The 21,978-nt window shown below is 42.2% G+C and carries 15 protein-coding genes and 1 pseudogene; 10 read left to right on the top strand and 6 right to left on the bottom strand.

The features are described 5' to 3' along the window. Positions 1–6: 6 nt before the first annotated feature. Positions 7–882, bottom strand: a pseudogene (locus BLQ81_RS12530) (DUF389 domain-containing protein); the annotation flags it as partial. Between the two features lie 444 nt (positions 883–1,326). Here BLQ81_RS12530 and BLQ81_RS12525 point away from each other — a divergent pair. The 4 genes from BLQ81_RS12525 to BLQ81_RS12510 are packed head-to-tail and all read left to right on the top strand — an operon-like array spanning position 1,327 to position 4,297. After that, complete coding sequence (locus BLQ81_RS12525; RefSeq protein WP_092730506.1) at positions 1,327–1,698, top strand: response regulator; 372 nt, start codon at positions 1,327–1,329, stop codon at positions 1,696–1,698. A 59-nt stretch (positions 1,699–1,757) separates the two neighbouring features. After that, positions 1,758–2,555: an MlaE family ABC transporter permease gene (locus BLQ81_RS12520; protein WP_092730504.1), complete on the top strand. Its 798-nt coding sequence runs from the start codon at positions 1,758–1,760 to the stop codon at positions 2,553–2,555. A 3-nt stretch (positions 2,556–2,558) separates the two neighbouring features. Beyond that, positions 2,559–3,317: an ABC transporter ATP-binding protein gene (locus BLQ81_RS12515; RefSeq protein ID WP_092730502.1), complete on the top strand. Its 759-nt coding sequence runs from the start codon at positions 2,559–2,561 to the stop codon at positions 3,315–3,317. Next, positions 3,314–4,297 carry an MlaD family protein gene (locus tag BLQ81_RS12510; RefSeq protein WP_092730500.1) on the top strand — a complete coding sequence of 328 codons (984 nt, stop codon included), beginning with the start codon at positions 3,314–3,316 and terminating at the stop codon, positions 4,295–4,297. Before BLQ81_RS12515 ends, BLQ81_RS12510 begins: the two co-directional genes overlap by 4 nt. A 188-nt stretch (positions 4,298–4,485) precedes the next feature. On the opposite strand, the gene BLQ81_RS12505 is transcribed toward BLQ81_RS12510, so the two are convergent. Continuing rightward, entirely contained in the window at positions 4,486–4,887 is a 402-nt protein-coding gene (locus BLQ81_RS12505; protein ID WP_092730498.1) for a hypothetical protein, read from the bottom strand. 304 nt (positions 4,888–5,191) lie between these two features. On the opposite strand from BLQ81_RS12505, the gene pgi reads away from it, so the two are divergent. Next, on the top strand, positions 5,192–6,841 hold the full coding sequence (gene pgi / locus BLQ81_RS12500) for a glucose-6-phosphate isomerase (RefSeq protein WP_092730496.1): 1,650 nt from the start codon (positions 5,192–5,194) through the stop codon (positions 6,839–6,841). On the opposite strand, the gene BLQ81_RS12495 is transcribed toward pgi, so the two are convergent. Next, positions 6,838–8,379, bottom strand: coding sequence for a hypothetical protein (locus BLQ81_RS12495; protein WP_139183632.1), 1,542 nt, complete (start codon positions 8,377–8,379; stop codon positions 6,838–6,840). The two genes, pgi and BLQ81_RS12495, sit on opposite strands and share 4 nt — an antisense overlap. Positions 8,380–8,651: 272 nt before the next feature. On the opposite strand from BLQ81_RS12495, the gene BLQ81_RS12490 reads away from it, so the two are divergent. Beyond that, positions 8,652–9,095: a LytR/AlgR family response regulator transcription factor gene (locus BLQ81_RS12490; RefSeq protein WP_092730492.1), complete on the top strand. Its 444-nt coding sequence runs from the start codon at positions 8,652–8,654 to the stop codon at positions 9,093–9,095. Here BLQ81_RS12490 and BLQ81_RS12485 read toward each other — a convergent pair. Next, on the bottom strand, positions 9,056–10,273 hold the full coding sequence (locus BLQ81_RS12485) for an S-adenosylmethionine:tRNA ribosyltransferase-isomerase (RefSeq protein WP_092730490.1): 1,218 nt from the start codon (positions 10,271–10,273) through the stop codon (positions 9,056–9,058). The genes BLQ81_RS12490 and BLQ81_RS12485 overlap by 40 nt on opposite strands. A 70-nt stretch (positions 10,274–10,343) precedes the next feature. On the opposite strand from BLQ81_RS12485, the gene BLQ81_RS12480 reads away from it, so the two are divergent. After that, complete coding sequence (locus BLQ81_RS12480; RefSeq protein WP_092730488.1) at positions 10,344–11,426, top strand: o-succinylbenzoate synthase; 1,083 nt, start codon at positions 10,344–10,346, stop codon at positions 11,424–11,426. Between the two features lie 246 nt (positions 11,427–11,672). Here the strand turns inward: BLQ81_RS12480 and BLQ81_RS12475 are convergent, their stop codons facing one another. Continuing rightward, positions 11,673–12,821: a lactonase family protein gene (locus BLQ81_RS12475; RefSeq protein WP_092730486.1), complete on the bottom strand. Its 1,149-nt coding sequence runs from the start codon at positions 12,819–12,821 to the stop codon at positions 11,673–11,675. A 173-nt stretch (positions 12,822–12,994) separates the two neighbouring features. Here BLQ81_RS12475 and BLQ81_RS12470 point away from each other — a divergent pair, with 173 nt between their 5' ends. Further along, complete coding sequence (locus tag BLQ81_RS12470) at positions 12,995–15,529, top strand: phosphoenolpyruvate carboxylase (RefSeq protein WP_092730484.1); 2,535 nt, start codon at positions 12,995–12,997, stop codon at positions 15,527–15,529. A gap of 270 nt (positions 15,530–15,799) precedes the next feature. Here BLQ81_RS12470 and BLQ81_RS12465 read toward each other — a convergent pair whose 3' ends face one another. Beyond that, the gene (locus tag BLQ81_RS12465; protein ID WP_092730482.1) at positions 15,800–16,999 is read right to left on the bottom strand and encodes a BamA/TamA family outer membrane protein; all 1,200 of its coding nucleotides are present in this window, start codon (positions 16,997–16,999) and stop codon (positions 15,800–15,802) included. A 429-nt stretch (positions 17,000–17,428) separates the two neighbouring features. Between BLQ81_RS12465 and BLQ81_RS12460 the strand changes: the two genes are divergently transcribed. Both BLQ81_RS12460 and BLQ81_RS12455 read left to right on the top strand, forming a co-directional pair. After that, a complete protein-coding gene (locus tag BLQ81_RS12460; protein WP_092730480.1) occupies positions 17,429–17,974 on the top strand; it encodes a fasciclin domain-containing protein in 546 nt (181 codons plus the stop codon). Between the two features lie 458 nt (positions 17,975–18,432). Next, entirely contained in the window at positions 18,433–21,552 is a 3,120-nt protein-coding gene (locus BLQ81_RS12455) for an Eco57I restriction-modification methylase domain-containing protein (RefSeq protein ID WP_092730478.1), read from the top strand. The last annotated feature ends 426 nt before the right edge of the window (positions 21,553–21,978 follow it).

Below are 21,978 nucleotides of genomic sequence, written 5' to 3'. Positions count from 1 at the left end.
TTTGGTCTAGTCTATGATAAGTGCTACGGTATCTGATTTTGTTCTGATTTTCAGCCAATCCTGTAGCTTTTTAATTTCGGCACCTTGGGGTTTTGGCTGAAAGGATGCATAGGCCGAAATCAGCGTGTCGGTTTTGTTTTTTTCCAAATCCGTAAAAATCGACCTTCCCAGACTGAATTTTTTCAAATTGGGATGATGGATTACAGCCTCATTGGCTACCTCTCTACTGAGGGGCCGGATCTGGGCATCTTCCGAAAGCTCACGTTCTAACAGGGCGATTTTTCGGTCTTTGTCAATAATTAGCCCCTCATTTCGCTCATAAAGATCCTTGAGAATATCGTTCCTCAGGACATTGATGTCAGTGTCCTTGCTGCCGCTTTGATTGATGACAAGCTCAGTTTCGTTGAGCCCCATTGCCGTGATTTTATTTTTTAAAACTTCAATTTCTTCCTCGGAAACCAAATCTCCGATCAGACTGATCTTAATCATCCGACTGGTGTTGGTGTATTCATAGGAGGTATTCAAAACTTGAATTCGGGGAAATTGCATTTCAATCGCGACAAACTGCCTCGCTTGCTCGTTCCAAATAGTTTTTTTGACAATACCGTAGGCCAAATAAACACTGGGTATCAAGTTCAGAGTCGTAAAAATTGTGATGTAGGTTTGCACTCGCTTTTCCTGGGTAGCGTCCAAAAAATGCTTTTTGGGATAGCCCATAAAACGCACAATCAGGTAGGTCGATAAGCTGATGAAAACAGAGTTTATGAAAATCAAATAGAAGGCCCCAAAGAAGTAAAGTAGGTTGCCCGAGGCTAGTCCATAACCAGCCGTGCAGAGTGGCGGCATCAAAGCAGTGGCGATAGCCACACCCGGAATTGAATTGCTTTTCTCCTTTTTATTCTGTTTTTTTTCGGCTCTTGAGTTAGTTCAGGCATGCACTAAAATTAGCTTTTTTTCCATAAGTGGATCTTCTTTTAGGTGAGATCCGGAAAAATATTTACAAGAATAAGTGGGGGAGGAGGGGCCTGAGGTAATGTTAAATCCGGAATTATTCTGAAATAATTACTTCTTTAAAAAGTTTAATTAAATAAATTCAAGCAGGTGATTTACAGGCAATATAAGTGTGATTTTGATCCATCATAATTTGCTGAACCTAAAAAATTTAGACTAGGCTAAAAAACATGAATCCATTTAGTCTTGTACAAGATTGGGCAATCAAAAAGACTGATTCAAATTTTAAACCTCCATCCAACCATTTATTTTTTTCGTTTCTTTGATTATGAATAAAATGATTCTCCTTACAACTAATCACATATTTTTCTAGTCATGAATGAATTTCCAAGAAGGAAAATTTTAGTATTGGACGATGATAAAATCCAGCATCTCCTGTTTCGAAAAAGAGTAGGGCTTCTTAAAAGTGAAGTGGATTTGTTTTTTTTTGAAGATGCTGTTTCGGCCTTAAATTTTATCCAAAGTACTCCGCCGGATGTCGTTATTTCAGATATCAATTTGAATAAGATGGATGGCTGGCAATTTTTGGAAGAGATCTATAGGGGTGATTTCAAGGGAAAATTTTACCTGCTTTCCGGATCCATTTATCCAAATGACCGTCATCGTGCAAATGACGATTCTCGGATATCAGGGTTTTTTGAAAAGCCAATTCAAGAATCTGATTTAATTTTCATCCTTGGCATGTAGCTTGTTTCATTTATTGCTTTTAAGAAAAATACGTAATTTCGGAAATCAGATAATTAAATATGGCTGAAGAACCAGATGATCGCAAGCCTTTGCTTTCAAAGAAAATTGATAAGTTTTTTACAGGACTTGCAGATGCTTGGAATTTTGTAAAGCGATTCTTTCAGGAGGTCTTATTTCCACCCTATGAGTTTAAGGAAGTAATCCATCAGTGCTATAGAATTGGGGTAGAATCCCTTCCGCTGATTTCACTCACTGGGTTCATTGTAGGGGTAGTATTTACGAATCAATCGCGTCCATCACTTTCTGAATTTGGGGCAGCATCCTGGCTTCCCTCCTTGATCTCGATTGCTGTAGTCCGTGCCATGGGTCCATTGGTCACAGCGCTGATTGCCGCGGGTAAAGTAGGTTCAAGTATTGGTGCCGAAATCGGTTCCATGAAGGTAACCGAGCAAATCGACGCAATGGAAGTTTCCGCCACTAATCCTTTCAAATTTCTGGTCGTAACACGCGTCCTAGCCACCACATTCATGATTCCCTTGTTGGTGATGTACACTGATTTTGTGGCCCTGATGGGATCATTTCTAAGTGTCAATAAGAATGAACTGGTAAGTATGTCTACCTTTTTTGTTCAGGTCTTTGAATCCCTCACATTTTTGGATATCACCTCCTCCATTTTCAAATCCATTCTGTTTGGATTTACGATTGGAATAGTGGGATGCTACAAGGGATATAACTCATCCAAAGGAACAGAAGGAGTGGGTCGAGCAGCAAATGCTGCCGTGGTAATGGCGATGTTTTTGATCTTCATTGAGGAATTGCTAGTACTTCAAATTGTCAATGCCATCAGAGGATCTTAAGCTATGAACCAGCAAGAAAAAGTAGTAGAAATTAAAGACCTAAGAAAATCTTTCGGAGATCTGAAGGTGTTACAAGGTGTTGATTTGGATTTATTCAATGAAGAAATATTAGTGGTTTTGGGAAAATCAGGATCTGGAAAATCGGTTTTGATCAAAATCATGGTTGGATTATTGACCCAAGATTCAGGAAGCATGAAAGTGTTTGGGCAAGAAATTGCCCAATTGAAAAAGAAACCTCTCAATGCTATGCGGCTGAGGATTGGTTTTTCATTTCAAAGTTCTGCCCTGTATGATAGTATGACAGTCCGGGAAAACATGGAATTCCCTTTGGTGAGAAATGAGAAAAACCTGAGTCGAAAGGAAATTGATCGACGAATAGAAGAACTTCTCGATAGTGTGGGGCTTCCGCAGACCATTAACCAATTACCATCCGAACTTTCAGGAGGTCAAAAGAAACGGATCGGGGTAGCGCGAACGCTGATTCTCAATCCCGAGATCATGCTGTATGATGAACCCACGGCAGGTCTTGATCCGATTACGTGTGGAGATATTAATAATCTCATACTTGACGTAAGAGAACAATACAAGACTTCTTCCATTGTCATTACCCACGATTTAACCTGTGCCAAGCAGACGGGCGACCGAATGGCAGTATTATTGGACGGTCAGTTCAAATCGGTTGGAACCTTTGACGAAGTATTCCCAAATGCGGATGATGCACGTGTCAAATCATTTTACGATTATAATTTTATAAACTCATGAGAGGCGAAAATAAACGAACAGTAATAGTAGGAATTTTTGTATTTCTAGGAATAGCAATCTTAGTAGCAGGGGTCTTGACACTAGGTAGTCAGCAGAAGAAATTTGTAAAGGCCATACACCTCAAAACAGTATTTGACGACATCGGGGGTCTGCAGACCGGAAATAATATCTGGTTTTCCGGTGTGAAAATCGGTACTGTCAGGAAAATCAACTTCTACGGAGACTCTCAGGTTGAAGTGGAAATGAATGTGGAAAAATCTGTCTCTGATTTTATCCGAAAAAATGCAAAAGCTACGATCAGTTCAGATGGTTTGATCGGCAATAAGATTATCGTCATCTATGGAGGAAGCACAGACTCTCCCGCAGTGGAAGATGGAGACAGGCTTCAGTCTGTTATGCCATTAGACACAGATAAAATGATGGAAACACTCCAAGAAAATAACAAAAATCTGGTAGCAATCACCACAGATCTAAAAGTGTTGACAGGGAAAATTGCAAATGGAGAAGGAATCGTCGGTTCAGTGATGACTGACTCTACATTGGCCAAAAACTTCAAATCAATTGTGGTAAATCTTGATAGAGCTTCTTCAAACAGCTTAAAGGTGATCAGTGAATTGAACAGCTTCACTGCCAAACTCAATACTAAAGGGAATTTATTCAACGATCTGGCTACGGATACTTCAATCGCTCCGGATCTCAAAGCAAGCATGGAAAGTCTCAAAGCCACCACAGCAAACTCTGCAGAATTGACCCAAAAGCTTTCAGAGATCACGGATAAATTAAATTCCTCGGACAATTCCATGGGAATGCTGCTGAATGATCGTGCATTTGCCGAGTCTTTGCGCAGTACGATGGAAAACACCGACTCTGCCACTTACAAACTGAGCAAAGGATTGGAGGCGCTGGAATATACCTGGCCTTTCAACAGAGGATTTAAGCGTAAAGCCAAGGCAGAAGAAAAAGCTGCTTCAGATAACTAAGGTTCAAAACCGATCAGAAATGATCGGTTTTTTTTTTGTGGTAAATTCTGATCCTAAGAGGGGAACTTCATCTGTTTAGATTTTAACTGTTTTCATTTTTGCCATTGCTGATTTTTTCATTGGCTTCCTTTTTTTCCTCCGGAGAAGCTTTTCTCGGTCCGTCGATTTTTGCTTTGCCAAAGTGGCTTTCAATTCAATCGGAAAATGATCTGATCCAATCGACTTGAGCACATGGATCTTGGATAATCCAACTCCCTGTTGTATTGATAGACATTTCCTGCGATTAGGTGAATACCTTTTTCAGTATCATAGGGTTCTTTTTGAACCATTTTTTTTCCAAGAATTGAATAGGTCCAAACTAAAAAAACCAGATAGCTCATACTGACAAAAATACCGGCAGCCCAATACCAAAATCCAGCATCCTCACGACCCAAAAGTATCCAAAAGATTATCAGCGTAGCAAAAACAGATAGTTTTTTGAAACGTGGGTAATCAAACACCCGAACCCACCAATAATCAAGTTTGATCAATGGAATCCAGGTGAAAGCAAAAAAGAGCGAAATGAAAATTTTCAGGATAAGCAGTACCACAAAAATGAGTCAGGTTGTAGGGTAAAGAAATAGGAATTCGAATGAAAATCAATGGAATAAATCGTAATCCCTTCAATTGGTTGTTTTGGTCAAATTGTTCCTAGGACTTTAATACTTATTGCTTTGTTGTAATTAGACTTAATTTCCGAAGCAACTTGCGTATTAGTAACTCATTTTTTTGGATCCCGTGATTTAACTTTTACTCATATTCTGAGAGCGAAAAAAAAATCCCTCGAAAGGATTTCACCTTCATTCCCCGATATAAATCTTATTTTTGTCCTTCATTCCTATTATTCAAAATTTCATGAATGCAATTAATCCAACGACTACGCCTGCCTGGTCAAGACTACTTGAATTAGTAGAAAAACATAAAAATCACTCCATCGCTTCACATTTTGATTATCCTGGACGATTTGAAGAGTTCAGCATTCACTTTGAGGATATCCTTGTGGATTTTTCAAAAAACAGGATCTCTGATGGAATTCTCCATGCCTTAATGGATTTAGCCCGGGAAACAAATATTCGGAAGGCAATAGAGGATATGTTTACAGGTGTACCAATCAACCAAACCGAAAACAGAGCTGTGCTTCATACTGCCTTGAGAAACCGAAATGGTCATTCGGTGTATGTGGATGGAAAGGACGTGATGCCGGATATTAAGGCTGTTTTGGAGCAAATGAAAACTTTCGCCAATCTGGTCCACGGAGGCAGATGGCTTGGCTACACCGGAAGACCGATCACATCTCTGGTCAATATCGGTATCGGTGGATCTGACTTGGGGCCGGTGATGGTGACTGAGGCATTGAAGCCATTCCAAAACCCGAAATTTGACATCTATTTTGTGTCCAATGTCGACGGTACCCATATCGCTGAAACTTTAAAGAAGGTTGACCCCGAAACCACCCTTTTCTTCATCGCCTCCAAAACCTTTACCACTCAGGAAACGATGACTAACGCCCATACAGCAAGGGAATGGTTTATTGGGAAAGCAAAAGATGAAGCTGCTGTTGCAAAGCATTTCGTAGCACTCTCCACAAATGCCAAATCAGTGGAAGCTTTCGGTATTGATCCTGCCAATATGTTTGCTTTTTGGGATTGGGTAGGAGGCAGGTACTCCCTTTGGTCAGCTATCGGTTTACCGATTGCCTGCGTGATCGGATTTGATAATTTTGAAAAACTTTTGGACGGGGCTCATTCCATGGATGAGCATTTCCGTCATTCGGCCTTTGAGCGGAATATCCCTGTGGTACTGGCGATGATCGGTATTTGGAATACCAATTTCCTTGGCGCAAATTCAGAGGCGATTTTGCCCTATGACCAATACATGCATCGCTTTGCGGCCTATTTCCAGCAGGGAAATATGGAAAGCAACGGGAAATATGTGACTCGTGAAGGTAAAAAAGTAAACTATAGTACCGGCCCGATTATTTGGGGAGAGCCAGGTACTAACGGTCAGCATGCCTTCTATCAGTTGATCCATCAGGGGACACACCTGATTCCTTGTGATTTCATCGCGCCGGCGATTTCTCATAACCCAATCGGAGATCATCACATGAAATTGCTTTCCAACTTCTTTGCGCAGACAGAAGCCTTGATGAATGGGAAGTCCTTGGAAGAGGTAACTGCCGAAATGAGAAAGTCTGGAAAATCAGAGGAAGAAATTGAAAAAATCGCTCCTCACCGCGTTTTTGAAGGAAATCGGCCGACCAACTCCATTTTGTTGAAAGAAATCAATCCCTATACCCTGGGGCAGTTGATTGCGATGTATGAGCACAAAATCTTTGTCCAGGGTGTTGTTTGGAATATTTTCAGCTTTGATCAGTGGGGAGTGGAACTGGGAAAAGTGCTGGCAAATGGAATTCTTCCCGAACTCGCAGGTGAGAATGAAATCACCTCCCACGACAGCTCGACCAATGGGCTGATCAATGCCTACAAACAAATGCGAAAAGGCTAAGGGGTAAAAATCCCTGCCAAATCTACTTTAAATAACCTCGGGGGAACAGTCAGTCCACTAAAACTGATTCGTTCCCCCGAAATCGTTAATTCCATTTGTGAGTCAATCACAACTCCTTCTGCTTGACTTAGACCTGCCGGACTTCCCAAAAAGAATTGATTTCCCTGTCCTGAAAGTGTAGCTCCGGAGATAGCAGCAAAAGACCAAAGAAATACCCTTGAGCTGATTCCCAGGTTTTCGTAGCCGAGAAGCACTACATTTTTCCCGTCCGGACTTATATCAGCCCCCGAGATCAGTCCCTTGGAATCAAAGCTGCCTTGCAGGCTTGCGACCTGTTTGCCCGGATTTGGTGCGAGTGTATAATGTTTTGTTCTTCCATCTCCCCTGTTTTTGGAGAAAAGGTGAAGTTGATTTTCTCTGAAAATCATGGCTTCGCAGTCAAAGTTGTGATTGGCGTTGCTTCCCGAAAAATCACTCTGATCCGGATAGCTGAATTCGATCACTTCCGCGATTACTTCGGTCTGATTCAGAAGGGAGACGATGGGGATTTTCAGGACTTTCAGGTCGGTTCGGTTTCCTATATTATTTCCAAAATCTCCGATAAAAAAATGACTTGTACTGGCTGCCAAATCCTCCCAATCCACATTGGAAGCGTTGTTGACTTTGATGGTTCGGATCAAGGCTCCGGTTTGCGGATTCAATTCCTGGATCTCGGCCGAATTTCCTCCGTCATTGATCGAAAACAGCCTGCCATTGACCCATTGTAGCCCAGAAGTCTCATTGAATGGCGCGGCGAGATCCATAATCCGATACGGAAATAGCACCGACGGATATCCGTTGGGCTCAAGTATCAGACGCTCCGCTGAAATGATAAAATTGGAAGGCTGGAAAACATCCTGCGCTTCGGAAGCTTGATTTGCGATTTGGAATTGTTGCTGAGAAAAGCTTTTGGAAGGCTTGACTATTCGGAATGATTTCCCGTTGGTAAGCGCAAGCTCTGTTTTTAGCAATAAATCCCCCTTTACATAAGTATAGTAAAAGTCATTCGTGCTAGAAAGTGTCCCGGCTTGGGGGTTTATTATTTTTGGTGCAGCCGCAAGATTTGATTTTGAAAAGGTAAAAAGGCCAAATTCTGATTTACCATTCAATAATAAAGACTCAGTAGAAGCGTCAACACTGATCTGTCCGGAAACGGTGACTGGTAGTGTTGATGAAACACTCTCGGAAGTGGAGGTGCCAAGGTATTGATAGCTGCCATAGGGCAACTCGATGGTATAAGGCTTACTGAAATCATTTGGATTCAGAGAAATTTCGAAAGATTGTCCGCTGCCTGCTTCGGTAAAAGTCAGTTGGACTTGGTTGCTGAATACATGCTTCCAGGTGAAGTTGGCCTGAGTTCTTCCTGAGGGCTTAGAGCCGTCCTGCAGTTCCATTCCTGTAATGCTTACTTTGCCTATGGCCTTAGCGGGTTTTTCTTTTTCCCCGCAGGAAAACATTACTATCAATACAATCGAAAAAATGGAGGTTATAATTTTCATTTCGGAAGTTGAATAAGTTAAAACTGCGCAATGGCCTGAATTTAGGAGATTATGAGTCGTTTTGAGCCGAATAATTTTTCGCGACAGCTGAAATTCAAGGGATTATTAAAATCAAAACTACTGCCTAAAAAACAAATTCCTTATACATCCTGTTGCAATCGCAAAAGTTTTAGAAATGAAATCCTGCAAGATGTAAACGTTGCGTATCGGGATGTTAATCATTCCACGTGCCGACGGTCAAGATTGACCTTTAAAAAACAACTTACAATCCTATGAAAGAACTATTAGAAGTGGTCCGTACGAATGAAAATGGAATCAGGAATGTAGAAATAGAAGTTCAGAAGGATGGAAAAATCCTGATCCCAGATGCCATTTTTGTAAGATTTGAAGGAAATTGGGTTAAAGTGAAATACGATGATATCCTATGGCTCAAAGGTGATGGGAATTACACAACATTGGTTGCCAGTCACTCCGTGTTTTCAGTTCGAAATATTCTGAAAGATTTCGAAATAGCACTTCCCTCTGATCGATTTATGCGGATTCACAAAAGCTATATTGTCCAGATATCTGAGATAAATGCAATCAATACCAAGGAAATAAAAGTTGCCAAGGACCTCGTGCCAGTGGGTAGAACGTATTACCACGATTTGGTAAATGGAATTCAAAAACTAGGAAGTCACCCGTATGAAATCCAAAGTAAACTGCTATCCCCGTAGCTGAGGAAGCGGTAATCAGATTCCATTGCCTCCTTGTACACCCTTTTCCAATCTTCTCCAAGAATAGTGGCAATCAACAAAATCAGGGTTGATCCCGGTTGATGAAAATTGGTGATCAATCCTTCAATCATCCGGTAGCGATAGCCGGGGAATATGAAAATCTCTGTACTTCCCAAAATACTTTCCAGCCCATTTTTTTCCATGAACTCCACTATCGCATGCAAGGATTCAGATTTTGTCGGAACTGCTGTCCGAGGTTGATAGGCAAATAGTTTTTCAATCAATAAGTCCTCGCCTTTTCCTTCCAAAAGCTTCACCCCATACCAAAACAGGCTTTCTAAAGTTCTCACTGAGGTCGTTCCTACAGCTACAGTATTTCCTTTTTGGGCAAGCAGCAGCTCAATAGTTTCCCGACTTACCTGTATCTGTTCGCTGTGCATGGGGTGTTCCACTACATTTTCAGCTTTGATTGGCTGGAAAGTCCCCGCACTCACGTGGAGCGTGACTTGCGCCTCCCGGATTCCTTTTGCCCTTAATTTCTGAAAAACTTCTTCTGTGAAATGCAGTCCCGCGGTCGGTGCTGCCACAGCGCCTTCCTTTTTTGAATAGACCGTCTGATAGCGGGATTTGTCGGCTTCGTTGGGTTTTCGGTTGAGGTAGGGGGGCAATGGAACTTCACCGCTGGCCTCGACCAGATCGACAAAAGCGATCTCAGGATCATCCCATGAGAATTCAACGGCTTTGGTTTCACGGTTAATCAACTTCGCCGAAAGGACGACTTTCCGATCATTAACCTGCACTTGTCCCTGGAGGATTTCTCCGTCTTTCCACTTCTTTGCATTCCCGATCATGGTTTCCCATGTGACAGGATAGTTGGCGAGCATGATTTCAGGGATTACCGTGGTAGGCGAAATGGGCTGAAGTAGGAAAATTTCAATTTTTGCACCTGTTTCCCGCAGGAAAATCAACCTTGCCGGAATTACTTTGGTGTCATTATACACCAAAAGTGTATCGGAAGTAAGTAACTCAGGAAGATCATAGAAATGAAGATGCTTGATATTTCCTTTCAGAAAATGTAAAAGCTTCGAAGCATCCCGCTTTTCAAGCGGAAATTTAGCGATGCGTTCATCAGGCAGTGTATATTCGTACTCACTCAGGTCGATCTTGGGAATCTCCATTTCTTGCTAGTTTTCGGGCGTAAATATAGGTTTCAATCAGCCATTATTTCGGATTTTCGCATAGTAATCCATGGTAAATACAGTTCAGCTTCAGTTTTCATACATCAAGCGCACCCTAGTTTTTAGATTTGATGCCGGGACTTCACGGGGAGTCTTGAATACTCGGGATGTGTATTGGGTCAAAACCTTTGATCCCAAAAACCCCGAAATCTCAGGTTGGGGGGAGGCGGCACCCTTGGTCGAGTTGAGTCCGGATTTTAGAGAGGATTTTGAACCCGTTTTGGGAAAAATCCTTCAGGAGATGAATCAGGAAATTTGGGAATCAGACCCCCAGGCGGTGCTTTTGAAGCTGAAAGCCCTGATTCCATTTGAGCTTCCGTCGATCCGATTTGGCTTGGAAACAGCAATTTTGGACTGGTTGAATGGCGGCGAGAAACGAATTTTCCTCAATGATTTTTTTGATGCGCTAAAACCAATTCCGATCAATGGCTTGATCTGGATGGGTGATCGGGAGTTTATGCTGGAGCAGATTGACCAGAAGTTAAGCGAGGGATTTATCTGCATTAAGATGAAAATCGGAGCAATTGATTTCGGTCAGGAAATAGCACTTCTGGATTATATACGTTCCCGATTTTCACCTGAAAAAATCACCTTGCGCCTCGATGCAAACGGCGCTTTTTCACCAAATGATGCCCTGGAAAAGCTGAAAAAACTAGCTGAATTCCATGTTCAAAGCATCGAGCAACCCATTCCAGCCGGAAATTGGGCTGAAATGAAAAAACTCTGTGAGCTCACACCATTGGCGATTGCTCTGGATGAGGAACTGATCGGAATAAAAGATAAAGAACAGCTCCTTGAGCAGATTCAACCCCAACATATTATTTTGAAGCCTACCCTGATCGGGGGAATTTTGGAAACTCAAGCCTGGATTCAGCTTGCGCAAGAACGAAATATCGGTTGGTGGATGACTTCGGCGTTGGAAAGCAATATTGGGCTAAATGCCATTTCGCAGTTGGCCTCAATTTATGATTCAAGCATTCCGCAGGGATTAGGCACTGGTAAACTGTACCACAACAATCTCGAATCTCCGCTGGAGGTGCGCTCAGGATTTATCCGATACAATCCTGAAATAGTCTGGGAAAGTCCAGAATAATCGCCTTGGTCTGTGTCTCCACAGACCAAAAGAATAATCGCCTTGGTCTGTGTCTCCACAGACCAAAACCAAGAACAAAAACTTTAGCTTTTTCTCTGTGCCCTCAAAAAGTATTGAAAATAAGGCAGGGATTGAAGATCTTTTCAATCGTAAGCCCTGAATTATTAACTCTCTTTTCCTTTGCGGTAAAAAAAAGACATCTATTTCAAAGGCAGTCTGAAGACCTTGAACCATTAGTTTGAAAGATTAATCATCCAGTCTAAAAAGATAAACCGGTTTATTAACTGCTGCTTTCCAGAGCGTTTGGGTGAGCTTTCCGGTAAATGAATCCCGTTCAAAAATCACAATGTCATTGCTCGCCTGATGAGCAACCAGGAGGAATTTTCCATCGGCAGTCAAATTGAAATTGCGGGGCATCAGCCCTCCGGATGAGATATTTTGAACAGGCACATATTCTCCCGAAGGTCTTTTTCCAAAAACAGAAATCGTATTCGCGTCACCTCGATTGGAGACGTATACTTGTTTTCCGTCAGGAGAAAGTCGGATTTCAGCAGCACCTACTTTGCCTTCAAATCCCTCAGCAAGTAAGGATAGCCGTTGTTTTGGAGTCAGTATTCCATTTTCGTAAGCAAATACGTCCAAAGAAGCAGTCATTTCTTCGACAACCAACACCTCTTTTCCATCTGCCGAAAAGGTCAAATGCCTTGGTCCATCACCCGGAGTGACAGGGAATTCACCCGAAAGTCTTAAAGGCTCTGCCAGTGAATCGTCGAAGTCATACACATAGATTTTGTCGGTACCCAAGTCAGCCACCAAGACCTGCTTTCCGGCCGGATCGAAAGTCGTACTATGGACGTGGGGTTTTTCCTGTCGCTGAGGGTTCACACTTTTTCCTTTATGTTGAATTGTCTGCGCATGTTCCAGCATTCCGTCCGATGACACTTTGAATACGCTCAAGCTTCCTCCCGTGTAATTTCCTAAGATCACATAATCCTCATTGGGAGAAATCGAAATATGGCAAGGGTGATCCCCTCCTGATTTTTTTTGATCGATCAAAGTCAGTGAATTGTCTTCGGGATTTCTTGCAAAACTCAGCACCTGCCCACCCGGCGTGCCTGATTCTTCCTCTAGGGAAAAGACCCGTTTTCCATCCTTTGAAGCGATGACAAATGATGGATTGGCGATACCACCGGCGATGGTCTCTACCCTCAGGATATTTTCTGAAGGAGAAAAATAGAGGTGATTGATTCCTTGAATCGGAGAGTCAGTGTAGGTTCCGATCAGGAATTCATAACTTAAGGGTGTAGGGGTGGAGGCAATCACTTCAGTTTCTTGTTTTGGGGAGGAGCAGGCCGCTAAAAGTAAAGCGGCACATAGCGTCTTGATGGAGTTCATGCCTTGAAATTAGAAATAATTTTGGCTTTTGTTTTTTTCTTTTTTAGCGATAAATCAGAATAAAAACTGTCAAAAAGTAAAAGATTATGCTAAATATTTGTTGAAATTTTAAATTTTTCTCCAAAAAATAGAAAATTCACTAATTTGCAATACCTATAAACCCCCTACCCTGGATGTTTCAAGTTTATGATACCCAAGTCGCCAAGCGATTTACGATTTACAACAGCCTTTTTTTAGATCTTCCTTTTGACGATATCTACGTCACGGGCACATTGCTTCCATTTCTGGGCAAGGCCTGCGAAAAAGGTTTTGCCGAAGGCAAATCACCCCGAGAGATTATCGATCGATTTTTTGAGGAGATGATGCCTGAGGAAAAAGGAAAAGCCCAGACCGATTTTCTTTTTCAAATGATTCAATATGTGGAGCGACAGGTGGTTTTATTTGACTCCATCGAGGATGCTGCCTACGAAAAAATCAATGATATCTCCGGTAAGGGCTCAGTCAAAGCACTGATCAGCAGAGTAGAAAGCGATCGGAAAAAAGAAGAATTGATCGAGAAGTTGAAAACCTTTTCAATCAGACTTACGCTTACTGCTCATCCCACACAATTTTACCCCGGAAATGTCCTTGGAATTATCACAGACCTCGAGAAGGCAATCCGTACAGATGATTTGGAAAGCATCAATTTACTCCTTCAGCAATTAGGCAAGACCGGCTTTATCAACCGCGAAAAGCCGACTCCATTTGATGAGGCGATCAGTTTGATCTGGTATCTGGAAAATGTGTTTTACCATAGCATTCCTGACATCATCATCCGCCTGCTCAACGGACTGGGTCAGCCGCTTCATACTTGGGAAAATCCCGCTATCCTTAAAGTTGGGTTTTGGCCGGGCGGTGATCGGGATGGAAATCCATTTGTGACCCATGAGACTACGATTCAAGTAGCTGACCGATTGAAAAAATGGCTCATGCGCTGTTATTATCGGGATTTACGCAAGCTCAGAAAGCGATTGACTTTCAAGCATGTGGAAGAGCATATTGTGAAAGCTGAGCGGGGAATTTACTTCACATTGTTTGAAAATAAGGAGGTTTACGCTTCCAAAGAGGATCTTTTGGCGGTTCTTTTTGATGCAAGAGAAGCCTTGGTCAAGTATCACGACGGATTGTTTTTGGATCTTTTGGATCAATTTATCCTCAAGGTTAGAATTTTTGGATTTCACTTCGCCTACATGGATTTGAGACAAGACAGTCGAAAGCATGATGGGCTTTGGGAAGAAGTTTTCAGCCTTCAAGGAAAAGAGTTTATTGGTTCTGAATCCGAGCTGATTGAAAAAGTGATGAAGACAAAATCTCTCCCTTCCCTTGATCAATACCAAGAGCCATTTCATAAGGAAATGCTGCAGTCTATAGGAACAGTCAACGCAGTACAGAAAACAAACGGTGAGGATGGCCTTCATCGCTATATTATTTCCAATTGCCAATCCGTGCTTCACATTTTGGAGGTATACCAGTTGGCCAAGCTAACCTTGAGGAAGAAAGTTGGGGAATTGCCTCTGGATATTGTCCCACTATTTGAAACCATCGATGACCTGAAAATGGCTCCGGAGATTATGTCCAAGCTCTATCAAATGCCGGAATACAAGACCCATTTGACTAGCCGAAATTCCAAGCAAAATATCATGCTGGGCTTCTCTGACGGAACCAAAGACGGGGGGTATTTAAAAGCAAATTGGTCTATACTCGTTGCCAAGGAGGAACTCACCCGAGTGTCCAGAGAAAATGGCATCGAAGTCGTGTTCTTTGACGGCCGGGGCGGTCCTGTGGCACGAGGGGGTGGGAATCTGCATAATTTCTATGCTTCGCTTGGGGAAAAGGTCGAAAATTCCGAGATCCAAGTGACGATTCAAGGCCAAACGATTTCATCCAACTACGGAAAGCAAGCCTCCTGTATTTACAATTTTGAGCAGTTGCTAAGCGCAGGAGTGGAAAGTCACCTGTATCCTAATTTTGAAAAATCCCTAAATGAGGAGCAACGTGCTTTAATTGATAAGCTGGCCAATATCGGCTACGGTAAGTATAAGGACCTGAAAAGTCACCCGAAGTTTGTGCCTTATTTGGAGCATGTAGCGCCGTTGAAATTTTTCGGTATGACCAATATTGGCTCAAGACCCTTGAAAAGAGGGAAAGACTCAGGACTTAGATTCGAAGACCTGAGAGCGATTCCTTTTGTAGGTTCCTGGGCACAGATGAAGCAGAATATTCCGGGATTTTATGGAGTGGGGACAGCCATCTCGGCTTTGGAAAAAGAAGGTGGAATGGATGAATTGAAGAAACTTTACCAGGATAGTCTTTTTTTCAGAACCCTATTGAGTAACTCCATGCAGTCCCTCAAAAAGTGCTTTTACCCTGCGACTGCCTATTTGAAAGACAATCCGGAGTACAGTGAGTTTTGGCAGTTGCTTTTCCAGGAATTTGAATGTTCGGTAGAGAAACTGAAGGAAATCGCAGAAATGGAGGAGTTGATGGATGATAACCTGGTATCGAAGACTTCCATCGAAATCCGTGAGCGCATCGTTTTACCTTTGATCACCATTCAGCAATATGCGATTCAAACGATCCTTGAAAATGGAGGCTCGACAGAGATTCTGGATAAACTTATCCTGCGAACCATGTTTGGGATCATCAACGCCACTCGGAACGCAGCGTAATCTATTCTTAACATCAATAAGAGGCTGTCTCATAAGTACCGAATGTCACATTGAGCGAAGTCGAAATGTAGTCCACCTTCCTAGGAATGGCCTTCGACTCCGCTCAGGCTGACACCGGAACTCTTTATGAGACGGCCTCTTTCTTTTTTCTCTACCGTCTGTTGTTTCTTGTTTCTAGTCTTCGCTCTTGATATTAACATCTTGATAAATAATACTTAACACCGGTCTTCAGTCTCCAATCTTGATACTTATGTCTTGATACTTGATACTTTAAAATGTCTCATTAATGTTCAGATAAAAGCCGGAATTTCCCTTTTGGCCAAAGCCATAATCGGCAGCGATGGTAGTTCGGTTTTTCTTGTTGATCATCACCCGAAGTCCCATGCCGTAGCCGGGATTGATTTTGTTGAAGAGGGATTCATTGCTGGTTTTGCTGCTGAAGCTCGCTGCATTGACAAAGACAGTTCCTCCAAACGTCTCCTTGTTCTGCTGAAGCGGAAAGCGCCACTCAGCTTCGGAATACACCATATTTTCTCCGCGGAATCTACCCTGTGCATAGCCTCGACCTGACCTACCAAACATGTCCCAGGTGATCGAGGGCAGAATCATGTAGGGCACATTTCCCGAAACCACAAAATTCCCAAATCCCCAAAGCGCAATCAGATTCCGTTTGCGCCGCTCACTCAGATTGATGTAGTGCCGATAATCCAGCATCAACAATGAGGAAGGTTGGTCTGAACCTAAAAACGAGGGGTTGATTTTGTATTGAACCCATGCAAAGTTCTTTTCATAAGGCGAAACTGCGATGTCCCGATTTTCCATGACCATGTTTAGGCCGATTCCCGACAACGTGTAGCGGTCAATGTCAAAGCCTTTCGAAATGTTGTAGGCATCATGTGTGAAAAATGGGCTGTTTATCGGCCCATCCTCATTGAAGCTTTGAATCTTGGAATGAACATCAAGATGATAGCCTGCCCCAATATAAAATTTAGAATCCCCGATTCGTTTTAGGACAGTTTCATAAAACCGAACCAGGCTAAAATCCATTCCTTGTTTTCCCCATAAAACATTGCCTTGTGAAGGGTCAAAATCCGTTCCGTTCGGCGCACTGCTGCCCAGACCGTATGTAAATTGAGAAGTGACAAAATACCTCCAGTCACCTATAAATATCAGTTTGTTTTCATCGGAGAAAATATTGCTTCTGGAGCTGAAAATCCATTGTTTTTTGGTGGTGTATAGAAAATTACCTACCAGGTTGGACATCTTGGTCGTCTTGGGATCGCCCATGTACCAGGTTGCGGAGGGGGCAAGGCCAAAAAGCCAACCGTTTGCCGGATTGGAACCGATGGCCGGAAGCGGGACTATCTTGAATTGGTTGATCTTATTCGGTTGATAAACGATCGAGTCTGACTGGGCAGAAACCTTTAGGGTGATTGTTAAAAAGAGTCCAAGGAGTAGGCCTGATTTCATAGACTGAGATAAGTTTTGGGAGAGTCTCAATAAAAATAATCCAAGCTAAGGTTAAGAGAGGATTTTCTTTTGTAATTATTGCAAAAGCTGAAAAAATATTATGTGTATCCGCACTGATGCACGTGGACTAGATTTGGGGTATTTTGTATGCGGATACACGTCCACAGACGACTGTCAACAGTCCACAGCACATTCAATTGGAACTTAATTCTACCTTTATTTGGGTACGTGCAGCTAACCGAATACACATAAAAAATATATTGCAAATAGGCGCAATTCAAAATTGGTATAAAAAAACAGTAGGTGATTTAAGTAATGGGTAAGTTCTTCGGCAATCTCGTTACTTGTCGTGTTTAATAAATTTTCAAAATCTTTAAACATATCCAGGGGTACTTGGTTCTACCTCAAACATCTTCAACAAACAGAAAAATGAGAAAATTGAGAATCTTGTCTTTGGCAGTAGCTTCATTCGCTACAGTTTTCGCAGTAAGCTGCAGCAGCGAGCCAAAAGCGGAAGTAACGGAAGAAACCATGGAGGTAGTAGAGACTGCTCCGGTTGAAGCACCAAAAACAGTAGTGGACATCGCAGTTGGATCTCCTGATCACACTACGCTTGTAGCTGCTGTAACTGCAGCAGGCCTTGTTGAGACTTTGAGCGGTCCAGGACCATTTACCATTTTTGCACCCACCAATGCAGCTTTCGCCGCACTGCCTGCCGGAACTGTAGAAAACCTAGTGAAGCCAGAAAATAAAGATCAATTGACTTCCATCTTGACTTACCATGTAGTAGCAGGTAATGTGATGGCAGCTGATCTTACAGATGGACAGAAAGTAACGACATTGAATGGTCAGGAACTTACTGTATCTATTGCAAACGGTGTAGTAAAAATCAATGGCGCAACAGTAGTTGCGGCTGATTTGGCAGGCAGCAATGGTGTGATCCACGTTGTTGACGGAGTGATCTTGCCCAAGTAAATTTTTGGATTAGGTTGAATGTAAAAAGGTCGGCTCCGAGAGTCGACTTTTTTTTTATAATATTCCAAAAAGTATAATTCTTCTTTAGTTGTCCAGCTTTTCCCGATGCAGGAAATCAATACAACCCCTTGTGAGGTGATAGTTGTCCTTCATTTTTTGAAATTTGTAATTCCCCTTTTTTAAGAATAGGAAATTGGCAGTTCCCAATTCCTAAGGGATATCCCAAGACCTTTAGCCCAAATTAGAATCTTGGAAGATTGGGTTTCATCCTATACTTGAAAAATCCCCGACATTTTCCGTCCATATCCAGAAAATCGCTTTTCGTTTTCAGGTAAACTAATATCTTTAGGGAATGAGATTACTCGATGCTTCAATTGGTTCAAGTTTTCAAACTTGGACCTCTTTCGCCGAAGTGAGTGTCCTCACTCACTTCAAATAAATAACACCACCCTTTTTTCATGGCCCTTTTCCAAAGTTCAGTCCTTAAGAAATATCTCGCCGCTCAGGAACATGCACCGATGCATGCCGCTTTTGTAGCGTACCTGACCTACTTCCACGATCCCATGCGTCGGGCAAATATCCGCGCTTCCAAGGAAGAACAGTTTCAGGAGGGATTTCTTAGAGAGCTGTTTGTCAATATCCTCGGCTACACGATCAATCCAGACCCGGATTACAACCTGACCACCGAACTCAAAAACATCAAGGACAGCAAGAAAACCGACGGCGCCATCCTCAAAGACGGCAAAGCACTCGCCGTGATCGAACTTAAGGGCACCGATACCAAGGATCTGGAAAAGATCCGGGATCAGGCCTTCAATTACAAAAACAATCAGCCCGACTGCGTCTATGTAATCACGAGCAACTTCGAAAAGCTGCGCTTCTACATTCACAATGCGGTCGATTTCATTGAGTTTTCGATTCTGCACATGCAGCAGGACGAGTTTCGGCTGATGTGGCTACTTCTGCAAAAGGACAACCTCCTTAAGGGAATCCCCGCGCAGATCAAAGCCGAATCCCTGCTCGTCGAAGAGCAAGTCACCAAAAAACTCTATTCCGACTACTCCGCCTTCAAGCAACAACTCTGGCAGGACATGGTCGCCCAAAATACCGGCCTCGACGAACTCCTGCTCTATAAGAAAAGCCAAAAGCTCCTCGACCGCTTTCTCTTTATTTTCTTTGCCGAGGATAAAGGACTGCTTCCTCCCAATTCCATCTCTGAGATCATCAAGCAGTGGGAGACTTTGGAGCAACTGGATTCGTATGTGCCGCTCTACGATCGATTCAAGCTCTATTTTGGCTTTATGAACACGGGTCGGCCTGCAAAAAAGGACAAGGCCGAGATCCACGCTTACAACGGCGGACTCTTCGCGCCCGATCCCTTGCTGGACAGTCTCAAGATCTCCGATGCGCTGCTTAAGACTCACGTCTCCAAACTCACCGAGTACGACTTCGAGTCTGAGGTGGACACCAATATCCTCGGGCATATCTTCGAGCACAGTCTCAACGACATCGAGAATGTCCGCGCCTCGCTGGAAGGCACGGCGGTGGACAAAAGCAAAACCAAGCGAAAGAAAGACGGGGTATTCTACACGCCCAAATACATCACCAAGTACATCGTGGACAATACGGTCGGCAAACTCTGCACCGAGAAAAAGGCCGAACTGTCACTCGTGGATGAGGAATTCAATAAATACAACAGCTACAAAACCAAAGAAGCGGAAAAAAAACGAAAGACAGAACTCAAGCAAAAGCTGGACACCTACCGAAACTGGCTCCTACAGCTTACCGTCTGCGATCCAGCCTGTGGATCTGGAGCTTTCCTCAACCAAGTGCTGGAATTTCTGATCGCCGAGCATCGCTACGTGGACGAACTCGAAGCCCAACTCTTCGACTCGCCGCTGATCCTACCCAACGTGGAAAACCACATTCTCGAAAACAACATCTTCGGAGTCGATATCAACGAAGAATCCGTGGAGATCGCCCGACTCAGTTTATGGCTACGTACGGCGCAAAAAGGAAGAAAACTCAGCACCCTCAGCTCCAATATCAAAGTAGGCAACTCCCTGATCGATGACCCCGAAGTAGCCGGAGACTTAGCCTTCAACTGGCAAGCCCAATTTCCAAAAGTCTTTGCCAAAGGAGGGTTTGATGTGGTGGTGGGAAATCCGCCTTATGTAAATGTAGAATTGATGCCATCAAATGAAAAGGAGTTTTATAAGAAGAGTTTTAAGACCTTCTTTAAAAGAACTGATTTATTTAGTCTATTCATAGAAATGGCAACACTTAAACTTACTAAAAATGGGAGAATTTCATTTATTATCCCTTCAATTGTTTTAAATAATCTTTCGTATAGGTTAATAAGAAATTTAATTTTAGAGAATAAATATTTAGAAGAGGTTTGCTATACAGGAAATAAAGTGTTCCATGATGCTATTGTTGATACAACTATTCTAATTCTTAATAAGGAATCTAAAATTGATTCCATTATATTAAAAAATTCTTTGGATTTTTTTAATCCAAAAATTCAAAAAGTTGAACTTGATTTTTTTCTTAAATATGATAACAATATTAGTGTGGGAAATTCAGAATCGAATGACTTAACTGATAAACTATTTGATGAATCCTTTTTGATTTCAGAAGATTATTTTATGATTTTTCAAGGAGTGGTTACAGGAAACAATGAAGCCTATATTTTTGAAACCAAAGAAGACGCCATAAATAAAGGAATAGATTCTAGTCTTCTTTATCCAATGTGTCATGGTAGAGACATCAGTAAGTGGATTGTTGAAAATAAAAGGTTTTTGGCTTATTTAAATCCTGATATTGATTTAAAGGACTATCCTAATACATTAACTTGGATAATAAATTTCAAAGAAGAACTAAGCAAAAGAAGAGAAGTGGAGAATGGAGTAATACCTTGGTATTCATTGCAATGGCCAAGAGATAAAGCTTCTTTTCTTAAGGTGCCAAAAATAATGATTCAAAATACAAGAAATGAAAGGCTGCAGCCAAGGATTGTTGCAACTATAGATGAAGAAGGTCTCTTCGGGACTCAAGGTTTAAATTTTATAATTCAGAAAAAAGATATAGATGTGTATTTTTTATTAGGATTATTAAACTCAAAACTTCTTAATTATCTATTTTCAACTCGATTTCTAAATCTTGCAATTAAGGCTGATTATTTAAAGAAAATAAAGTTTCCTAAAGAAATAATAGATTCTGGTATAAATATTAAAGCAAAGGATTTGTCTAAGAAATCAGCCGATATATTTCAAATAGAGTCCAACTTTGTTTTTCATTTATCCTCAAAATATTCACTGGATAAGGTAACCAACAGACTCCGAAACTGGCCATCCTTAGATTTCAAGGGATTCTTGGGAGAGTTGACCAAGGCCAAGGTCAAGTTTAGTCTCGGAGAAGAAGCCGAGTGGATGGCCTATTTCATTGAACAAAAGACCAAAGCCCTCGCCCTCCAATCCGACATCACCCGCCTCGACCGCCAAATCGACGCCTTGGTGTATGAGTTGTATGGATTGACCGAAGAGGAGATTAGGATAGTGGAGGGGGGTGAGGGATGAAAAAGAAAAACCTTATCCCCCTCTCGGCGTAGTCTATGTCATTCTGCTTTGAGGTTCCGTTGCCGCTAAGCGTAGATTGCATCTACGCTTTCATATCCTTCGGAATTTGTAATTCCTTTTCCTTCCAAGTTCAACACCTTCGGGGTTGTTCAACTCCTTTCTTATGTTCTTTTTTTCCTAGGTTTCACCTAGGGCTATTCAAAAGTTTGACCACTCGGTGGTCATTGGTTTGGACCATCCGTATTGTTCAATTTTCCGACCCCTGACAAGGGGTCAAACTTCTAAATAGCCACGGGTGAAACCCGTGGATAATCAAATGACGTCACAATTCCGACGACCCCGAAGTTGGTCGAACTAATCCTGAAACAGATTGTCAAAATCATCCAAATTCCCATGTTAGGAGTAGAATGTTTGAATAAGCGTAGA

The sequence above is a fragment of the Algoriphagus alkaliphilus genome (assembly GCF_900103735.1).
Lineage (GTDB): Bacteria > Bacteroidota > Bacteroidia > Cytophagales > Cyclobacteriaceae > Algoriphagus > Algoriphagus alkaliphilus.
Note: the sequence above shows the minus strand (reverse complement) of the source record. Positions and strands in the feature narration are given on the sequence as shown.

Excerpts from the sequence above, each read along its gene's own strand:
- BLQ81_RS12525 (WP_092730506.1), top strand. The coding sequence starts at position 1,327 with ATGAATGAATTTCCAAGAAGGAAAATTTTAGTATTGGACGATGATAAA.
- BLQ81_RS12520 (WP_092730504.1), top strand. The coding sequence starts at position 1,758 with ATGGCTGAAGAACCAGATGATCGCAAGCCTTTGCTTTCAAAGAAAATT.
- BLQ81_RS12515 (WP_092730502.1), top strand. The coding sequence starts at position 2,559 with ATGAACCAGCAAGAAAAAGTAGTAGAAATTAAAGACCTAAGAAAATCT.
- BLQ81_RS12510 (WP_092730500.1), top strand. The coding sequence starts at position 3,314 with ATGAGAGGCGAAAATAAACGAACAGTAATAGTAGGAATTTTTGTATTT.
- pgi (WP_092730496.1), top strand. The coding sequence starts at position 5,192 with ATGAATGCAATTAATCCAACGACTACGCCTGCCTGGTCAAGACTACTT.
- BLQ81_RS12495 (WP_139183632.1), bottom strand. The coding sequence starts at position 8,379 with ATGAAAATTATAACCTCCATTTTTTCGATTGTATTGATAGTAATGTTT.
- BLQ81_RS12490 (WP_092730492.1), top strand. The coding sequence starts at position 8,652 with ATGAAAGAACTATTAGAAGTGGTCCGTACGAATGAAAATGGAATCAGG.
- BLQ81_RS12485 (WP_092730490.1), bottom strand. The coding sequence starts at position 10,273 with ATGGAGATTCCCAAGATCGACCTGAGTGAGTACGAATATACACTGCCT.
- BLQ81_RS12480 (WP_092730488.1), top strand. The coding sequence starts at position 10,344 with ATGGTAAATACAGTTCAGCTTCAGTTTTCATACATCAAGCGCACCCTA.
- BLQ81_RS12475 (WP_092730486.1), bottom strand. The coding sequence starts at position 12,821 with ATGAACTCCATCAAGACGCTATGTGCCGCTTTACTTTTAGCGGCCTGC.
- BLQ81_RS12470 (WP_092730484.1), top strand. The coding sequence starts at position 12,995 with ATGTTTCAAGTTTATGATACCCAAGTCGCCAAGCGATTTACGATTTAC.
- BLQ81_RS12465 (WP_092730482.1), bottom strand. The coding sequence starts at position 16,999 with ATGAAATCAGGCCTACTCCTTGGACTCTTTTTAACAATCACCCTAAAG.
- BLQ81_RS12460 (WP_092730480.1), top strand. The coding sequence starts at position 17,429 with ATGAGAAAATTGAGAATCTTGTCTTTGGCAGTAGCTTCATTCGCTACA.
- BLQ81_RS12455 (WP_092730478.1), top strand. The coding sequence starts at position 18,433 with ATGGCCCTTTTCCAAAGTTCAGTCCTTAAGAAATATCTCGCCGCTCAG.